Annotated in this window: 15 protein-coding genes; 3 read left to right on the top strand and 12 right to left on the bottom strand. The window is 40.6% G+C overall.

Features of this window, described 5'->3' with window-relative positions; translation table 11 throughout:
- Positions 1 to 52: 52 nt before the first annotated feature.
- The gene (locus tag ACT29I_RS12130) at positions 53 to 460 is read right to left on the bottom strand and encodes an SRPBCC family protein (protein ID WP_430931934.1); all 408 of its coding nucleotides are present in this window, start codon (positions 458 to 460) and stop codon (positions 53 to 55) included.
- A 332-nt stretch (positions 461 to 792) separates the two neighbouring features.
- Entirely contained in the window at positions 793 to 1,425 is a 633-nt protein-coding gene (pyrE, locus tag ACT29I_RS12125) for an orotate phosphoribosyltransferase (RefSeq protein WP_444793568.1), read from the bottom strand.
- 7 nt (positions 1,426 to 1,432) lie between these two features.
- Between pyrE and ACT29I_RS12120 the strand changes: the two genes are divergently transcribed.
- Both ACT29I_RS12120 and ACT29I_RS12115 read left to right on the top strand, forming a co-directional pair.
- Positions 1,433 to 2,044, top strand: a complete 612-nt coding sequence (locus tag ACT29I_RS12120) for an NUDIX hydrolase (RefSeq protein WP_444793567.1) — start codon at positions 1,433 to 1,435, stop codon at positions 2,042 to 2,044.
- Positions 2,045 to 2,154: 110 nt separating this feature from the next.
- Positions 2,155 to 2,832, top strand: a complete 678-nt coding sequence (locus ACT29I_RS12115) for a hypothetical protein (RefSeq protein WP_444793566.1) — start codon at positions 2,155 to 2,157, stop codon at positions 2,830 to 2,832.
- A 156-nt stretch (positions 2,833 to 2,988) separates the two neighbouring features.
- Here the strand turns inward: ACT29I_RS12115 and ACT29I_RS12110 are convergent, their stop codons facing one another.
- From ACT29I_RS12110 to ACT29I_RS12080, 7 genes are all read right to left on the bottom strand, one after another.
- Entirely contained in the window at positions 2,989 to 3,561 is a 573-nt protein-coding gene (locus tag ACT29I_RS12110) for a c-type cytochrome (protein WP_430931930.1), read from the bottom strand.
- Positions 3,545 to 4,720: a hypothetical protein gene (locus ACT29I_RS12105; protein ID WP_444793565.1), complete on the bottom strand. Its 1,176-nt coding sequence runs from the start codon at positions 4,718 to 4,720 to the stop codon at positions 3,545 to 3,547. The genes ACT29I_RS12110 and ACT29I_RS12105 overlap by 17 nt, the downstream gene beginning before the upstream one ends.
- A complete protein-coding gene (locus tag ACT29I_RS12100) occupies positions 4,710 to 5,249 on the bottom strand; it encodes a DUF3341 domain-containing protein (RefSeq protein WP_444793564.1) in 540 nt (179 codons plus the stop codon). Before ACT29I_RS12100 ends, ACT29I_RS12105 begins: the two co-directional genes overlap by 11 nt.
- On the bottom strand, positions 5,239 to 6,618 hold the full coding sequence (gene nrfD / locus ACT29I_RS12095; protein WP_430931925.1) for an NrfD/PsrC family molybdoenzyme membrane anchor subunit: 1,380 nt from the start codon (positions 6,616 to 6,618) through the stop codon (positions 5,239 to 5,241). The genes ACT29I_RS12100 and nrfD overlap by 11 nt, the downstream gene beginning before the upstream one ends.
- A 103-nt stretch (positions 6,619 to 6,721) precedes the next feature.
- Positions 6,722 to 9,709 carry a Fe-S-cluster-containing hydrogenase gene (locus ACT29I_RS12090; RefSeq protein ID WP_444793563.1) on the bottom strand — a complete coding sequence of 996 codons (2,988 nt, stop codon included), beginning with the start codon at positions 9,707 to 9,709 and terminating at the stop codon, positions 6,722 to 6,724.
- A gap of 140 nt (positions 9,710 to 9,849) precedes the next feature.
- Positions 9,850 to 10,989 carry a cytochrome c3 family protein gene (locus ACT29I_RS12085; RefSeq protein WP_444793562.1) on the bottom strand — a complete coding sequence of 380 codons (1,140 nt, stop codon included), beginning with the start codon at positions 10,987 to 10,989 and terminating at the stop codon, positions 9,850 to 9,852.
- 172 nt (positions 10,990 to 11,161) lie between these two features.
- Positions 11,162 to 12,280, bottom strand: coding sequence for an AI-2E family transporter (locus tag ACT29I_RS12080; RefSeq protein ID WP_430931919.1), 1,119 nt, complete (start codon positions 12,278 to 12,280; stop codon positions 11,162 to 11,164).
- Between the two features lie 616 nt (positions 12,281 to 12,896).
- On the opposite strand from ACT29I_RS12080, the gene ACT29I_RS12075 reads away from it, so the two are divergent.
- Complete coding sequence (locus tag ACT29I_RS12075; RefSeq protein ID WP_430931917.1) at positions 12,897 to 13,703, top strand: ADP-ribosylglycohydrolase family protein; 807 nt, start codon at positions 12,897 to 12,899, stop codon at positions 13,701 to 13,703.
- 168 nt (positions 13,704 to 13,871) lie between these two features.
- On the opposite strand, the gene lon is transcribed toward ACT29I_RS12075, so the two are convergent.
- The 3 genes from lon to ACT29I_RS12060 all read right to left on the bottom strand — a co-directional run bounded on the left by lon (position 13,872) and on the right by ACT29I_RS12060 (position 18,152).
- The gene (gene lon, locus ACT29I_RS12070) at positions 13,872 to 16,295 is read right to left on the bottom strand and encodes an endopeptidase La (RefSeq protein WP_444793561.1); all 2,424 of its coding nucleotides are present in this window, start codon (positions 16,293 to 16,295) and stop codon (positions 13,872 to 13,874) included.
- A 262-nt stretch (positions 16,296 to 16,557) separates the two neighbouring features.
- A complete protein-coding gene (locus tag ACT29I_RS12065) occupies positions 16,558 to 16,821 on the bottom strand; it encodes a type B 50S ribosomal protein L31 (RefSeq protein WP_430931913.1) in 264 nt (87 codons plus the stop codon).
- Between the two features lie 131 nt (positions 16,822 to 16,952).
- Complete coding sequence (locus ACT29I_RS12060) at positions 16,953 to 18,152, bottom strand: GNAT family N-acetyltransferase (RefSeq protein WP_430931911.1); 1,200 nt, start codon at positions 18,150 to 18,152, stop codon at positions 16,953 to 16,955.
- Positions 18,153 to 18,258 lie beyond the last annotated feature (106 nt).

Genomic DNA, 18,258 nt, shown 5'->3' with positions numbered 1-18,258 from the left:
ATGACCGTTAACTATTGACCGATGACTAGCGACCACTGACAAATATAATACGTTAATTATAATGATAATTGGCAATCGCGTCTCCCAGCATATTCAGGAACTTGTCGACCTGTTTGCCCACCATCATCTTCATCATCGGGTTTAAATCCGCTTTCAACGTCAGTTTTATTCGCGTATCATTAACGTCCACCTGCTTTAGCTGTACCCATAAAAAGAAGTTAAACGGCACTTTTCCGTCGGTGGAATATTTTACTGTTTTTACAGGTTCTTTATCCACAATTTTAAGTCCGGCCTCACCTATTCCATCCACCTTAAACCTGCAGGTATCCTCGGTGCTTTGCCAATCCTTGATTTTGTCCTGGGGAATCAGATCTTCAAAATTATTGAAGTTTGAAATAAAAGTAAAAATCTTCTCCTCGCCATGTAAAGCTTTTTTAATCTCGCTTTCGAACTTTGTCATATCTCCTTTTAGTTCTTAAAGTTTAAAGTGAAAAGTTTGTAAACTTTGTTTTTGTGAGCTTTCTTCAAAAAATAAAACAAACATATACCCACGTTACAAAAACAACGGTATGTGTTAACAAGTTCAAAACTCTTAAAATTGAGTTATTAGCATCTTCTTGCAATACTGCGCGACAAGTCATCTATAATCTAACTCTCTGCTATAAGGCTCAATGATTTCCGTAATGAATTTCAAAGTAAAAAAATGATTGCAAGTGATTGTATTCAGGTTAGAAATAACAATTTCACATTCAAACTTTATACTGTTGAACTCTGCGAACTATGCACCAAGCTTTACTTACCCCAATGAGCGGGATCATTTCTCCAGCTTGATAACGTTTTAACATCATCGGTCGATACGTAGCCGGTTTGTGCAGCAACCGCTATTAAGGTTTGGTAATCGCTTAGCGTATTCAGTTTCACTACTTTTTCGGTAAAATTATCAACCGCGGTTTGAAAACCGTAGGTAAAAATAGCTGCCATACCCAACACCTCGCAACCTGCTTTACGCAAAGCCTCAACCGCTTTTAAGCTACTTCCTCCTGTCGAAATCAGGTCTTCGATAACCACGACTTTTTTACCCGGCGCAATATCCCCTTCAATCAGGTTTTCCATACCGTGCCCCTTTGGCGAAGAACGCACATAAACAAATGGTTTTTTCAACGCATCGGCCACCAAAGCACCCTGGGCAATCGCACCTGTAGCTACACCTGCAATTACATCGGCTTCAGGATATAACTCATTCACTAAAGCTACAAACTCCGACTTAATATAGTCCCGCACTTCCGGGAAAGATAATGTTTTCCTGTTATCGCAATAAATAGGAGAATTCCATCCCGAAGCCCATGTAAACGGGTTTGTCGGTTGCAATTTAATTGCCTTAATTTGCAGCAATTGTTTTGCTATAGTTTCTGACACTTTTTCCATGCTGCAAATGTATAAAGTTTTTTTTAAGGATAGAATTGTTTTTTTAACAGACAATATTGAACGGGACCTAAGCTCCGATTTTGGCGCAATATTTAAATACTCTAATATTAAGGAGTTACAGGACTTTATTTTAAATTTCGAAAGAAAACTGGAAATCAAGAAGGCTTATATATACCATCACGATATGGACGAGCTAATGGAATTGTTTTCTTCTTGCTTTAAAAGAATAGATGCAGCCGGCGGGGTAGTCTTTAATAAAAAAAACGAAATATTATTTATCCACCGATTGGGCGTTTGGGATTTACCCAAAGGAAAGGCTGAAAAAGGTGAATCTATCCAGGAAACGGCAGTGAGGGAAGTGGAAGAGGAATGCGCTATTTCGCCCCTAAAAATCATTAAAGCCTTAAATCCCACCTGGCATACCTACACTTTAAAGAGAAAGTTAATACTGAAAAAAACGTATTGGTACAAGATGAAGTATGAGGGGTTTGACAACCCCAAACCACAAGCAGAGGAGCATATAACAGCGGCCGAGTGGATTCCCCATAACGAAATATATAAAGCGATGCAAAATACCTATCCAAGCATAAAAGAAGTTTTGGAAGAGGTGGATTTTTGACCAATACATCTTTTTTGACACAAAATGTAGGTTTTATAGGGATAGCTGCACCAATACGGTATTTTTTTTTATATTTTTATCCTTATTTTTAAAGTTCAATCACAACACACATGACAGCGCAGGAACTAGAATTCGAGAGCAAAAAGGACAAACTACGGTTAGAAGCGGTTGATAAAGAATTACAACGCCTTAGAAAGATTAGCAGGAAACAGTCGGGAAAAATCACAAATCTTCGTAAATCCTTATATTTTCAGGCTTTCTTTTTTGTATCCTTATTTGGGGTTTTACTCTTAAGGGGAATGATTGATTTCTCGGGTAATTCATCGTCCAATAAACAAATAGATTCTTTGGTTGAAAAATATAACGAGCTTTCAAAAAGACAAAGTGCCCTTTCAACCACATTGGTATTGTACAGGGACAGCTTAAATAAAATGGTAGACCAGAACAAAATAGATCGCAACGAAACGGGTTATAAATACCGTGTTCAGATAGGTGCCTTTAAGGAAATTAACCTAAACGACTATTCGGCAAACCTGGTTACCATCAACCAGGAGACTTACGACAGTATTTACCAATATACTTTAGGTATGTTTGATGAATACGAAAAGGCTTTGGGATTTTGGAACAACATAAAGAAAATGGGGTTCAACGACTCGTTTATTATCGCCACAAAAGATGGCAGAAGAATTCCTTTGGAACAATTACCGCCTGAAATTAAAAAAGAAAATGATTCTATTTCCATTAATTACCAGAATTCCGCTCCAACTACTTACGCCGCTAAGTTTTGAGAAGTTCTGGGAAAAAGGGCTTAGGGCACTGGGATTAAAGAGGAGATAGAGGGAAGCAGTTGGCGTTTACTTTACCCTCCCCTTTCATTATTGTATCCTTCTGGCTTTTCTATAAATCGTCCTTGCCTATTGCTTTATCTTCTCCATTTTCATTGTTCACTCCCCATTAATCAACACCTCCCTCACATAAGTAGCAATTTTCCACCTGTCATCCGGTAATATTTGTCCCTGGTGGGCTCCCATTACTCCAAAGCCCACTGAAATTACGTGAAAGATTTCGCCATCGGGATTAGCGGTTACTTTATCGGCCAACAGACTTGCCGGAGGATAGGCATATTTGCCACTGGTGTATAAAAAGCCCTTGCCATCCCCTTTATCGCCGTGGCAATGCCAGCAGTAAATATTATATAATCGCTTACCTTCAGCTAACAGCTCCTGGCTGCCTGATTCCCCTGCATAAGGGTTTTGTAATTTCTGACCGGCCAGCTTGCGGTTTTCATCGGTCTTCTCGAATTCATAGGGAATCATTCCGCGAGGAATCGTATTTTCAACGGGCATCAGATTGGTTACCCCACCTTCCAGAACCGGGTTTTCGCTATAGGTTTCGTAACTTCTCGACTGCTCCATATCAGGAAAATAACTATATCCGGGTTTATTCCTGTCGTTATCGCAAGAAATCAAAACCGCAACAATTATAATGACAACACTAAGTTTACTTAATATTTTCATAGTCAAAACTTTCTTTAAAGTATGGATGATTTTCAGGAACCAGATTTCCTTTAGTTAAGGCTTTAAAAACAAACCAAGCAAAGATGGAAACATATAATACCGATAGTCCAATTTCGAACAGACCAATATGTGCGTGTTCTGCTCCAACTGCTCCAGGCATAATGGCCAGAAATAAATCAATCCAGTGCCCAACAAATACAACAATAGCCGTATAAAGCAACCAATCCGTTTTACGTTTGTTTCCCCTCGACATCAGCGCAAAAAACGGAACTACAAAACAAATTATCAGATTTACATAAAACAAAGCCTCAAAGCCTTTGATGCGCGTTACATAATAGGTGGTTTCTTCAGGTATATTACTGTACCAAATTAACAGGTACTGCGAAATCCATAGGTAGGCCCAAAATATGCTGAACCCGAACAGGTACTTACCTAAATCGTGCAGATGTTCATCGTTGACGTGATCCATATAACCCATCTTTTTCATCACCACTAAAAAGATGATAATAACCGCTATGGAATTGGCAAACATACCGATGAAAGTATACCAGCCATACAGCGTGCTAAACCAATGCGCATCGATACTCATCAGCCAATCCCAGGCAGATGTAGAGCTGGTAATAGCAAAAAACACAATAAACAAACCGGACAATGTACGAAGGCGATTAAACAGTTTTAAGTCGGGATTGGTATCACTCAATAAGGAAACCTTGCGGATATTGTGAAATAAGAATATCCATCCACCCAAATAAACAAACATGCGAATAATGAAAAACGGCATATTCAAATAACCTTGCTTCATTTGCAACACACGATCCAAATGTTCGGTATGCGACCAGTGGTACAATGAATGTGCTCCAAAAATAATAGGAATAATCATTACAGCGCCCAACCATATTTTACTCCCCATGGCTTCGGCAATACGCTGAATAGATGTTTGCCAACCCGATTCTGCAATCAGGTGAACAGCAACAAAAAATCCAGCTCCCAGACACAAACCGATAATCATAAATCCGTTGAGCAAAACATTGGCCCAAAAACGATGACCATCAATCCCCCCTGCAAAATACCCCACTAAGCTCAGCACCAACCCAACTATTGCAGTTACAGTCAGTGTTGTTGTCAGTTTTTTTGAAACGATAAATTGCTTACCCATCATTTTGCGTTTTAGTAGGTTCAACTTGCTTTACTTCCTGTGCTCCGACACTATTTAAAACCTCCGTAATCCGATCGGATTGATTGTTCTCATCTTCCAGAATTACCACCAGAAAAGCATCATCGGATGTTCTCTCATCGAAAATAACCGTAGGGGCACCAGGCCCTAATCCTGAACGAATCAAGAAACCGAACACCAACGAAATGGCTGCAAATAAAACGGCCAACTCAAACGTCACGGGCACAAAGGAGGGTACCGACAAGTATGGTTTACCTCCGAAATTGATGGGCCAACTTTCGGTGAACACCCACATCTGAAACCCAAAAGCGACAATAGCTCCCAATGCTCCGGCAACAAACCCTAACCGAGGCAAACGTGATCTTTTTAGCTTTAATACATCATCCAATCCATGAACCGGGAAAGGCGTTCGCACATCAAAAATAGAAATGCCCTTGGCCTGAATTTCTTTTATTCCATTCATGAGATCTTTATCATCCCAGAATATTCCGGTTACAAACTTATTATTTCGCATCCTGACCTCCTTTCCTGATAAAATTTTCACCCGAGCTCTTCAACACACTTTTTACTTCGGCAATAGCTACTACCGGGAAGAACCTGATAAACAAAAAGAACATGGTAAAAAACAACCCAAAAGTTCCTATATACACCCCGACTTCGACCCAGGTGGGTGAATACATAGCCCAACTCGATGGCAGAAAGTCCCGGTGAAGAGACGTAACAATAATCACGAAACGTTCGAACCACATGCCAATATTTACAAAAATGGAGATGATAAAAGTGGCGGCTAGATTTCGCCGGATCTTTTTAAACCAGAAGAGTTGGGGCGTGATAACATTACACGTCATCATAATCCAATAGGCCCACCAGTACGGCCCAAAAGCCCGGTTAACAAAAGCATACTGCTCGTAGACGACGCCCGAATACCAAGCCATAAAGAGCTCGGTAAGATAGGCGATTCCGACGATAGAACCCGTAGCAATGATTACTTTATTCATGGATTCCACATGACCAACCGTGATATAGTTTTCCAGGTTTAATGCTTTGCGCGTAATTATCATCAAAGTAAGCACCATGGCAAAGCCCGAGAACACCGCTCCTGCCACAAAATAGGGCGGAAAGATGGTGGTGTGCCATCCGGGAATAACCGATGTGGCAAAGTCCATACTAACTATGGAGTGTACTGAAAGTACCAATGGGGCAGCCAATCCAGCCAATATCAGACTCATGCTTTCGTGGCGGGACCAATGACGCGCCGAACCGGTCCACCCAAAACTTAGTACAGTATATACTTGTTTTCTTATTCCTTCTTTTAGTCTGTCACGAATAGAGGCAATATCCGGGATCAAGCCCATGTACCAGAACAATAAAGAAACGGTGAAGTAGGTTGAGATGGCAAACACATCCCATAATAATGGCGAGTTAAAATTCACCCATAAATCACGTGTGTTTGGATATGGGAAAACAAAAAAGCCAAGCGGCAAACGCCCCATATGCAACAGCGGAAACAGCCCGGCACACATGACGGCAAAGATAGTCATAGCCTCTGCACTCCGGTTAATACTGGTACGCCACTTTTGCCTGAACAGCAATAAAATAGCAGAGATAAAAGTACCGGCATGGCCAATACCTACCCACCACACAAAGTTGGTGATACCCCAGCCCCAACCAATGGTTCGGTTTAATCCCCATGTACCGATCCCGTCCCAAACGGTGATATAAATAGCAAAACCACCAAAGCCCAAGGCCAGTAAGGCCAAACCCAAACCAGCATACCAAAGCGGCCCCGGTTTTCCTTCCATCGGCTTTGTAATGTCGTCGGTTACCTGTTTATAACTTTTGGACCCGGTAACCAAAGGCTCCCTTATTGGCGATACATACATTAGCTATGCGTTTTATACCTTTATATAATAATAAAATACTCTTGCATGCCGATATATAAAAGATGAGCGGTAATGATCAAAATTCAATTAACGTTCAATTCATTTAATGATCGGTATTATGTTCAGGTTCTGATTTTACTGTTTCCTCAATATTTCTCACTTTAGTCAGATAAGCAACACTAGGCAAGGTATGCAGTTCTTCTAACAAGTGATACCTTCTCGGGTCTTTCATCATTTTGCTCACCGCACTATTTTTGTCGTTCATATCGCCAAAGGTGATGGCTTTGGCCGGACACCCCTGTTGACATGCTGTCTGAATTGCTCCATCCTGCAGTGGCTCTCCTTCTTTTTTAGCTTCCAGCTTCTTCTCTTGAATCCTTTGGATACAGAATGAACATTTTTCGATGACTCCTTTGGCACGAACGGTTACATCCGGATTGAGCACCAACCTTTTTAAGTCCGTTGACATTCCGGTAACATCCACCCTGTTATAAGGAATGGCATCTGCCCCCGTATAATCGTACCAATTGAAACGACGCACCTTGTACGGACAGTTGTTGTTACAATAACGCGTTCCGATACAACGGTTATATGCCATTTGATTAATTCCCTCCGAACTATGGTTGGTTGCAGCAACAGGGCAAACATTTTCGCAGGGTGCATTATCGCAATGCTGGCACATAACCGGCTGGCGCACCACTCTTAAACTGGCCGGATCATCAGGTGCTTGCGTATAATACCGGTCAATACGCAACCAGTGCATTTCGTGCGAACGACGGACTTCATCCCGGCCAACAACAGGCACGTTGTTTTCCACGGAACAAGCCACCACACAAGCATTACATCCCGTACATGAGTTTAGGTCGATAAACATGGCCCAGTGGTGCCCTTTGTATTCATGCTTCTTATATAAGGAGGTGTGAAGTTTCTCTATTTCGGCATGCATCTCATTGCCTGAAGCAGGATCTTTCAGGTACTCACTCAGCGATGTCTCACGAACCAACGCTCTTCCTTCCATCGAATGATGGGTTTGCGTTGTTGCCAACTCATACGTTCCACCGGTACTTTTAACATCACTGATGGGCGTATAATATGTTACCTCTCCCTCTTTATTTTGTAGCAAAGACTTAATATCTTTTCCTATCACTTCCGGATTCGGGCCTTCCATGGTTCGCCCATAACCTAATGCCACACTGATAACCTTATCATGATTACCGGGTTGAACGAATACTGGCAGCTCCATTCCGGCCACAGAAATAACATCCCCCTGGCTCCATCCTTCTTCCTCTGCTAGTTTTGGCGAAACAGAAAAGTAATTATCCCAACAAACCCGCGAAACCGGGTCGGGCAATTCCTGCAACCAGGGATTATTAGCCAACCTGCCATCTCCGACGGGCACGGATTGGTACCCCATTAATTCTAATCCGGCTTCAGTTTTTTCGGCAAGTGCTATTGAGGCAGGGGAACTTAGATCAGGTACCTGGAGCTTTCTGGTTCTATTTAAGGTTTCCATATCCCATATTCCTGCACTTAATGTTTTTTTCCAGGTTGAGATAAACGGGTTATCCTCTTCAGATTTAGCAATAATATTCTCGTTCCAATACTGATGAAGATATTCGTACGAGCTGGCTTCCTCTCCCAGCCAGCTTAAGAATATCTCATTCATGCTTTTTGTATTGTAGATAGGCCGTATTACAGGCTGTGTTAAACTGAACACTCCAGATACCGGTTCCGCATCATTCCACGATTCGAGAAAATGACTTGCGGGAAGCACATATTGGCATAGTTCGTTGGTTTCGTCTTTTTGCGAGGTAACATTAACCGTGAAACCAACGTTCTTGACAGCTTCTTTAAAAGATACGGCATCAGGCATATTATAAGCCGGATTCGATTCCAGACAAACCAAAGCGCCCACTTTACCCTCTTTACAACCCTTCACTAATTCGGACAATGCAACATCATTTCCTTGATAAAGATTGATCTCCTTATTAACATCGATGGTCGATTCGAAACTTCCGAGCATGGCATTAATGCCAGCTATTAAAAGCTGTATATTTTTATCGTTTGAACCTGAAACCACTAATGAGGATGACATGGCATGTACCAATTGTTGCGCTACCTTACTTACCTCGTTTTCGAACCCACCCTTATTCAAAGCAGGTAGATGTAATGATTTAGCTATTTCGTTGTATAGCGATAGTACATATCTGCCTTCCTCCGATGGCTTAATCACATATCTGTCATCTGCATTGGAGCCGGTTAAGGACATAAAACCTTCAAAGTGAATATGCTTGGATATCTTTTTCTGACCGTTTTCCAGTTTTCTGTTTTTGACATATTGATTGGTAAAAGCTGTTGGCATTAGCCAGGTTCCCAGAAAGTCGGCAGCAAACGAGACCACAACTTCAGCCTTATTAAAATGGAACATCGGTATTATGGCTTCCCCAACCACTTCTTTGTATGCTTCCCTAATTCCTGAATAAGAATAAGGATCCAAAGTAACCTGTTTGCTATTAGGGTATATAGCCAGAAGTTTTGAAAACAGTGATTGCTGCGAAGGACTAATCACCGTTTGGGTTAAGAAGATGATGTCTTGATCAGCACTTATATTTTTTAATTGGGCTGTAATATCGCTGTTGGCTTTTTGCCAACTCGTCTCCTCACCATTAAAAGTTGGATTTCTGGGCCTTGACTCATCATATAAATTCAACAACGAAGCCTGCACCTGAGCAGAGGTTCCACCTTCGGTCATCATGCATAAATCGTTGCCTTCAATTTTAATGGGACGCCCATCACGTACTTTCACTAAAATAGGGACGGCCTCACCTCCATTGTAGAAAGTAGACGCATAAAAACTAGCTACACCCGGACGTACCTCTTCAGGCTGGATCAATAAAGGAATAGCTTTTTTAACGGGGCGCTCGCAACTGGCCAATACGGCAGCAGAAGCAACACTAAATCCAAAATACTTTAAAAAATCCCGGCGTGAAGCTTTTAATGCTTCACTGGCTTGGATTTTATTGGGCAAGTGGGCATTATCATCCTTGGCTCCTTGTTTATATTCTTCTATGCTTTTCCAGTATTTCTTCATTCGAAACGATTTGTATAATAATTATTTCAGTTCGGGATTAATTCATAATCCACTGGTTACTTAGCATTACTTAACACCTGTTTAATGTTCCGGCTCTCATTATGCGGAACCCGCTACTTGTCTCTCATCACTCCATACTATCAATAGTGACACTTCATACAATCATTGGCACCAATATCTACGGCCTTGATGGAGTCCCTAACCCCTTGGGAAAGCTCATTGTGGTACTTGTCGTATATTGAATAATAATCGTTGGCGAACTGAACGTTGGTTTTCTTGTGGCAGTCCAGGCACCATCCCATCGAAAGGTCGTTTTCTTGCTTAAGAATATGCATCTCTTCAACCGCTCCATGACACTCGGCACAATCGAGCTTACCCGCATTTACATGTTGTGCATGACTAAAGAAAACATGGTCGGGCAGGTTGTGAATGCGAACCCATTCAATATCCGTTCCTTCTTCGAAGTGTTTTACCAACTTGGCAATTTCGGATTTTCCCGAACGGCTCCCTTCGCGAACAATCACATGGCAATTCATACACAAACCGGGCCCCGGAATACCGGCTGATTTACTGTTCTCCGCGTTATAATGACAGTACATACAATCAATTTTATTGTCTCCGGCATGAACCTGGTGAGAGAATTTAATAGGCTGGTCGGGCATATAATCCTGACTTCTGCCCAGTTCGGCAGCCTCGACATAAGCCATTTTTAAATGAACCGAAATTCCTCCTAATATAATAAGGATGTGAATTACTTTGTAACGGATTTTCTTTGTGAAAATTAAATCTACAATTGCCAATGCCATCAACAATCCCATAAAAAGGAACCAAAGTAACTGCGGGTAGCTTTCCGGTTTTTCGCCCACGCCTTCGGCACCCAGTTTTTTCAGGTACAGGCGTATTTGCGCTAACTGTTCATCGCTTAAATTATAACCTTTATGTACCTTGGCAATAAATCCATCCATTGGGCTATTAACCGCACTCTTAAACTGCTCTGCAGAAAGAGAATCGGCAGCCATAACAATTTCCATGGCTGAGGGATTCCAATTGATCTCCTCTCCGGTAAATTTGGCATGGCAAGAAATACAGGAAGGATTATCACCCCCGGTTGATATCAATCCATGATAAAGGCGTTCGCCCATCATTAAATTATATTCCTCCGATTGGTTGAAAGGAGTGTGTTCTACGGAAGAAAATGCCAGGGGTACAAAAGAAAACAATAGGTAAGCTATTACAATAAACTTGGTATTAACAGGTTTAAACGAGGATAATATATTCATGTTAAATCAAGGTTTTACAGTTACTCCACCCCGCCCATCCGTTCTCCACTTACAATTTACAAACAATATTCAACCTAACAAATATTTGTTGCTAACATAAATAAGGAACGAGCTGGCATAATGTTCACGTTTCTTTAACATTTTTTAATTTTTCATTATTCCACTGGATACGTCAATCTAATTTGCCCGTTAATTTCTGTACCAAATTATATTTTGAAAAAAATTCTTTGGCAATAACCCTAATTATTGTATAAACCGGTATGGCCATAAACATACCGGCCATACCCGCCATATAACCGGCCATGATGATCACCAGAAATATTTCGAGCGGATGGGCCTTGACACTTGACGAAAATATTACCGGCTGAAAAATAATATTGTCTGTCAGCTGCACCAAAATGTACAACATGATGATGCCACCGAAAAAAAGAAAGAACACGGGAGGACTTGCCATTTGCAGATAAACCACCATGGAAACCAATATTCCGAATAACCCCCCAATTAACGGGCCCAGATATGGAATGATATTAATAAACCCTGAGAAGAGTCCTATTATCAAAGCGTGCCTAAATTCCAATCCAATTATTAAAAGTCCTACCGTCACCATGAAGGAAATAAGCGTTATCTGAACCATAATGCCAATAAAGTATCTTCTTAACAGTCTGTTTATCGACCACAACATATGGTCAACGCCCACATAATAAACTTCGGGTACAAAAAGCTTGATGCTTTCCATTAATAACCATTCATCTTTTAAAAGGAAGAAAGTAATAAACGAAATTGAAAACAACGCTATAAACACACTTCCAACAAAGTCGGCCACCGAAGCGAGCATTTCCTGTAATTTTCCGATATTGAATATGGACACCAAGAAATCGTTTATCTGTTCCTTTATCATTGGAAAACCAATGTTCCCAACGAATGAATCCTGTATGGGTGTCAAAACGGGACTGGTTGTACCCTCCAACCTTTCCAATATTAAATAAAAATCAACTTTTGACAAGAACTGTACCTCGTCGACAATAAAAGGCACCACGTAACCTACAAAACCCAAAATCAACATCCACATAAACAATACCGTGGCCAATGCACTCCATGCTTTTGACAATGCAAACCTCCGTCTTGCTTTTCCCCGAACATTGCCTTGGAAAAAATCGAAAAGCGGACGGGTGACAAGCGATAATATGGCAGAAACGAAAATAAAAAATACGATTGCTTTGAAGTACCAGAGCAAATATATTCCTAAAATAGCAGCAAGAATACCTAAAATATACTTTAAATTCTCTTTCATATGTTCATTTTTTCTTTAGTTCACGGAAGTCTCTATTTTAAAGATGTTCAAGATTTCACGTTGGTCAATCTATTGGTCATATAGCCTTCCGAAATACTATGAAACAAGCGGCCCCGAAATTGTTTTCGTCAGCTCGCCCTCTGCATTGCGGGGAAATTCCATATTAAATTAATTCCCGAATCAATTACGGGACAAGCTATTCCCATTTGTGTCATTAAAATGATTGAATTTGCACGTTCGTATCACAGCCAGACTTCATCGTGCGTTCGTCTTACAAGAACGTTTATTCATCAAAATATCCAACTATTTAACGGAAATAATCTTTCTTAAAATGCATTTGATGCCATTTTTTACCAAAGCTACAAGTTATTCCCCTTATTAAATATATCAAAAAACATTTTCAACAGCAACCCTTAAAAACAAAAACACCACCGTATCTATTAGTATATTAAATATTTATAAAACGACACACGGTCGAAGACTTTAACGAAAGCGTCTAAGAAAGGAATAATCGAGTATTATTTAATATTTTTTAACATTTGTATTGATTATCAAGATAAAAAAGTAATTTTACTGCAATCAAAGCAACATAATTATTAACCAAAATCCCAAAAGAATGAAAGGAGCTATAATCGGAGACATTATTGGTTCGGCATTTGTAAACAACAACAAAACGTCGACTGATTTCCAATTGTTTAAACCCATTTCCTCATTTACCCACGACACCATTTTAACCATGGCTACAGCTGATGCCGTTTCAAACGGGTTAGACTTTGAAGACTGCCTAAAAAGCTGGGTTAAAAAATACCCGTACGCCGGTTACCGGAGCAATTTTAAAGAATGGGTAGATTCCAACTCGCCAAAACCATATTTTAGCAATGGTGATGGAGCGGCAAGAAGAATCAGCCCTATTGGTTTGGCAGCCGAAACCCTGGAAGAAGCTTTAAAAAATGCCGAAAAAGCCACTATTTTAACACACAACCAACCAGAAAAAATAATAGCCTCCAAAGCGGTCACCGCAGCTATTTTCCTGGCAAAAACCGGAAAAAACAAAACTTTTATTAAGGAGTATATCGAAAACACATTCAAATACGATTTAGGAAAAAACTTAAAGGAACTTCACAAAGAAGTGACACAAGCAAATCTACCTTCACCGGCACCTGTCGCGATTACCGTTTTTTTATTATCTGATAATTATGAAAATGCCATACGAAAAGCAATATCCATTGGCGGGCCTAGTAATACTATTGCGGGAATTACCGGAGCCATTGCCCATGCCTATTACAAACACATTCCCCGAAGCATAATCAGAAGGGCGTTAAACAGGTTAACCCCGGAAATGGAACGTTTAATTAATTCATTTGAGGAAAAACACATGCAAAACACCAACGAACAGAAGGAGATTTTGATTAACCTACATTAGAATTCAATCTTCTATTTACTCGAGTAAAAAAACTACGACAAACGTAAAAACAGAAAACCCGAAACAATTTAATGCTTCGGGTTTTTATTTCGGAATAACCCTGATAAAACCTGTGGCTATAGACCATATGCAAGATTTACCCTGAATAAGGCGGGTTACGTTTCAGATTTAGATGATTGCCACATCTAACACCTCTTTGATATTATTGACATAATGAAACTCTAATCCATCGATATAAATTTCCTTGATCTCAGAAACATCTTTTAAATTATTCTTGGATAGGACAATCTCTTTAATACCGGCTCGTTTAGCTGCCAATATTTTTTCTTTAATGCCACCCACGGGCAACACCTTACCACGTAATGTAATCTCTCCTGTCATAGCGATGCGTTTTTTTACTTTTCTGCCCGAAAAAGTAGACACAAGCGCTGTTGCCATAGTAATTCCGGCCGATGGACCATCTTTAGGGATTGCACCTTCCGGAACATGTACGTGGATATTATTCTCGTCAAATGTTTTGGCTTCAATCCCGAAATCCTTGCAATTAGATTTGATGTATTCCAAGGCCAACACTGCGGATTCCTTCATGACATCGCCGAGATTACCCGTTAAGGTCAGTTTACCGTTCCCTTTCGACAAGCTCGACTCGATATAAAGTATTTCGCCCCCTACAGCTGTCCAGGCCAAACCTGTTACTACTCCGGGAACATGCGTATCCTGCCATTTTTCCTTTGAAAAACGCTCCACGCCAAGATTTCCCTTTATATCATCTATAGAAATAGCTTTTTTAAACTCCTTGCCGGTGGCAATTTTAAGCGCATATTTACGGGCCAGCTTAGCCAAAGTTTTGTTTAACTCTCTAACGCCTGACTCCCTCGTGTAATTCTCCACTATAAAGCTCATTACTTTTTTCGAAAGCGAGACTTTTCCTTTGGGTATTCCGTGGTTTTCAAGTTGCTTGGGCCATAGGTGTCGTTTGGCGATTTCTGTTTTTTCGTCGAGAACATAGCCGCTCACCTCAATCAACTCCATTCTGTCCAGCAGGGGTTGCGATATTGTGCTCAACGTATTGGCTGTAGCAATAAAAATTACTTTTGACAGATCAAAATCGACCTCCAAAAAGTTATCGTGGAACTTCTCGTTTTGCTCCGGATCCAACACCTCCAGCAGCGCTGCCGCCGGATCTCCATGGGCACTGCTTCCAATTTTATCTATCTCATCGAGTATAAATACGGGATTGGCACTTCCTGCTTTTTTAATGTTATGAATGATTCGCCCCGGCATAGCACCGATATAGGTTTTTCTGTGCCCCCGAATCTCCGACTCGTCATGGACACCACCCAGTGACATTCTGGCATACTTACGGCCTAAGGCATCTGCAACTGATTTCCCTAAAGATGTTTTTCCCACCCCAGGAGGCCCATACAAACAGATGATTGGGGATTTCAGGTCCCCTCTTAGCTTGAGTACTGCCAAGTGCTCAAGTATTCTTTCCTTAACGCCATCTAAACCAAAATGATCCCTATTCAGTATGTTCTCGGCAGAATCCATATCGAACTTATCCTTGGTATACTCGTTCCAAGGAATATCCAATAAGGTTTGCAGGTAATTATATTGTACTGAATACTCCCCTGTTGCAGGGTTTAATCGTTCTAACTTATCCACTTCCTTAAAGAACAATTCGGAAACCTCCTTACCCCATTTCTTTTTCTTGGCATTTTCCTTCAGCTCACGAACTTCCTGTTCGATAGGACTGGAACCCAGCTCATCCTGAATGGTCTTCATCTGCTGATGAAGCATGTACTCACGCTGCTGCTGGTCAATGTCCAGCTTAACCTTACTTTGAATATCGTTTTTAAGCTCCAATAATTGCACCTCGCGCGTAAGATGCTCCAACAACTTCATTCCCCGTGCCCGCAAATCGTCAATACCTAACAGTCCTTGCTTTTCTTTAACAGATATGTCGGTATTGGAACAAATAAAGTTGATCAGAAATGAAGAGTTCTCAATATTTTTTACCGCAAAAGATGCTTCCGGAGGAATATTGGACGAGTATTTGATAATCCTCAACGAGAGATCTTTCAATGAACTCACAAGCGCTTCATAATCGCGGGTTTTATCATCTTCGGGTGTTACATCCTGCAATTGAAACACTTTGGCCTTGAAATAAGGTTCCGACTCGACCAAAGCCTCGATCTGACACCGGACCTTACCCTGGATTATCGCCGACGTAGAGCCATCAGGCATTTCCAACACCTTTATAACCTTGGCTACTGTACCCACCTTATACAAGTCCTCTTCCAGCGGATCTTCTACCTCAACCTCTTTTTGAGCAACCGCTCCAAAAACACCTCCATTACGCTGAACTTCCTTAACTAACTTAAGGGATTTGTCGCGCCCCAACGAAATGGGAACAATGACACCCGGGAACAACACCGTATTTCGCAACGGCAAAATTGGCAAAGTATCCGGCACCTCAAAATCAATTACATCCGCCTCATCCTCATCGGATACGATAGGAATAAATTCCGCATCCGAGTCATAATCATCATTTAAACCTAAATTGTCGATTGAGATTTTAATTTCATTCATAATATTGCAATATGTAAAAATAAGTGTCATCTTGTCACATTATACGCAACTTCGACACAGCCGATATTAATGGCAATAGGTATGCCAAAAATTAATTGCGACCAGCTATTATACTCATCATGCCAAAAGAAGAACAGAACACCTGACCAGTACAATGTTTGGCCAAATAAATGGCAGAATAATTCGGTTAGGACCCTAAGTTGAACCCAAAAAAAAAGCTCCGGTTATACCGAAGCTTTCATAAAGTCAAGCTATAACAAGCCTATTTTTTTTTGCTATCCATGTGCTTTTGATATCTGTTTTTAAACTTATCAACACGTCCTGCGGTATCAACAAGTTTCATCTTACCTGTATAAAAAGGGTGAGATGTATTAGAGATCTCAAGTTTCACCAATGGATACTCTACTCCGTCAATTTCAATTGTTTCTTTGGCGTTTGCTGTAGAACGAGTAATAAAAGTTTCCTCGTTTGACATATCTTTGAAAGCAACCAAGCGATAATTATCCGGATGAATTTCCTTTTTCATTTTCTTAACTCTTTAATATTCAAAAAACTTAACGGAGTGCAAAGGTAAATATTAAAATCTAACCTGCAAAAGAAAAAGTAAAAATTTATAATTGTGCTTTATACATATAATTATTTTACTCTTGGAATCCATTATTCTGCTTTAGACCTTAGCACGCGCTCCTTTGAATCGCGCGGAATGGCAGACGCTCTTACTTTATTCCTTTTCGACGGATCAAATATCAACCGATAGGTGATATGTTTTTTCGAAAACTCCGCACCCATAGAATCTTGCAGTGCCCTCATCTTCGGGTTGAAATCCCCCACCCACGAGAGCTCCATTTCACTGAACCAGGTTCGCGAAAAAACAGGTTTGCGCAAATGGTAAAACAAGCCAGACTCCACACCCGATTTTTGGAATTTGGTTTTCACCCCTAAAATCACAACCCTTAATCTTGTCATTGTATTCTTGCGCTTCAACCATAGAAACCTTAGCTTGTTGACTAAATTAAGCTTGCCGTTGAAATGCTTAAAAATTTGGTTAACATCGGGATACATCAAAATAAAACCGACGGGCTCACCCTTATAGTAAGCAAACCACAACAATTCTTCCAAAGCAATAGGCTTGGCTTTATCGAACGAAGGCTCTACTTTTTCTTTGCTTAAAGGCGTAAAGTTTTCATGGAATTTCCAGGCATCGTTATAAATTTCAACCATATCCCGGATGAACTTATCTTTTTTATCCCAAGTTAGATGCTTAAACTCGTAATCCGGTTTATTGCCTATCCATTCAGCTATCTTCCAGAATCGTTCGGGGAACGGCTTTTTTAAATCGAGCTTATTGGTTACCTGTTCAAAGTAATTCTCGAATCCATAGGTTTCATAGAACTTTTTATAGTAAGGAGGGTTGTACTGCATCCCATAAGTTGGGTCGGTAAACCCCTCCACCAACAAGCCCCAAAAATTGTCGTTCTCGCCAAAATTAATGGGGCCATCAGCCGCTTCCATCCCTTTTGACTTTAGCCATTCCACACCAGCCTCAAACAATTTAAACGCAGCCTCCTGATTATTTATACATTCAAAAAAACCAAGTCCTCCGGTGGGCTGTTCATATCCATAGGCTTTTTTCTCGTTTACAAAAGCTGCAATTCGGCCAATCACTTCTCCTTTGTCTTCCAAAACAAAACGGACTGCTGAGCCCTGCTTAAAAAAAACATTTACTTTAGGATTGAAGATGTTTTCTACGTCTGAATCCAACGGCCTAATATAATGTTCGTCTCCTTCGTATATTTTTTCAACCACCCTCAAGAACTTTGCCCGCGTGGCTCTATTATCAACAACTATAATCTGCATATTGAAACTGAAATTAGATTCTACAATCAAAGCTTAATACCTAAAATAGCCTACATAAAAACAAATGTAGTATATCAAAATACTTCCATTAGTAGTTCCCTTTTAA

The organism is Saccharicrinis sp. GN24d3, from assembly GCF_052400645.1.
Lineage (GTDB): Bacteria > Bacteroidota > Bacteroidia > Bacteroidales > Marinilabiliaceae > Saccharicrinis.
Note: the sequence above shows the minus strand (reverse complement) of the source record. Positions and strands in the feature narration are given on the sequence as shown.

Bases quoted from the DNA above. Each gene is read 5' to 3' on its own strand.
- ACT29I_RS12130 (WP_430931934.1), bottom strand. From the start codon at position 460: ATGACAAAGTTCGAAAGCGAGATTAAAAAAGCTTTACATGGCGAGGAG.
- pyrE (WP_444793568.1), bottom strand. From the start codon at position 1,425: ATGGAAAAAGTGTCAGAAACTATAGCAAAACAATTGCTGCAAATTAAG.
- ACT29I_RS12120 (WP_444793567.1), top strand. From the start codon at position 1,433: ATGTATAAAGTTTTTTTTAAGGATAGAATTGTTTTTTTAACAGACAAT.
- ACT29I_RS12115 (WP_444793566.1), top strand. From the start codon at position 2,155: ATGACAGCGCAGGAACTAGAATTCGAGAGCAAAAAGGACAAACTACGG.
- ACT29I_RS12110 (WP_430931930.1), bottom strand. From the start codon at position 3,561: ATGAAAATATTAAGTAAACTTAGTGTTGTCATTATAATTGTTGCGGTT.
- ACT29I_RS12105 (WP_444793565.1), bottom strand. From the start codon at position 4,720: ATGATGGGTAAGCAATTTATCGTTTCAAAAAAACTGACAACAACACTG.
- ACT29I_RS12100 (WP_444793564.1), bottom strand. From the start codon at position 5,249: ATGCGAAATAATAAGTTTGTAACCGGAATATTCTGGGATGATAAAGAT.
- nrfD (WP_430931925.1), bottom strand. From the start codon at position 6,618: ATGTATGTATCGCCAATAAGGGAGCCTTTGGTTACCGGGTCCAAAAGT.
- ACT29I_RS12090 (WP_444793563.1), bottom strand. From the start codon at position 9,709: ATGAAGAAATACTGGAAAAGCATAGAAGAATATAAACAAGGAGCCAAG.
- ACT29I_RS12085 (WP_444793562.1), bottom strand. From the start codon at position 10,989: ATGAATATATTATCCTCGTTTAAACCTGTTAATACCAAGTTTATTGTA.
- ACT29I_RS12080 (WP_430931919.1), bottom strand. From the start codon at position 12,280: ATGAAAGAGAATTTAAAGTATATTTTAGGTATTCTTGCTGCTATTTTA.
- ACT29I_RS12075 (WP_430931917.1), top strand. From the start codon at position 12,897: ATGAAAGGAGCTATAATCGGAGACATTATTGGTTCGGCATTTGTAAAC.
- lon (WP_444793561.1), bottom strand. From the start codon at position 16,295: ATGAATGAAATTAAAATCTCAATCGACAATTTAGGTTTAAATGATGAT.
- ACT29I_RS12065 (WP_430931913.1), bottom strand. From the start codon at position 16,821: ATGAAAAAGGAAATTCATCCGGATAATTATCGCTTGGTTGCTTTCAAA.
- ACT29I_RS12060 (WP_430931911.1), bottom strand. From the start codon at position 18,152: ATGCAGATTATAGTTGTTGATAATAGAGCCACGCGGGCAAAGTTCTTG.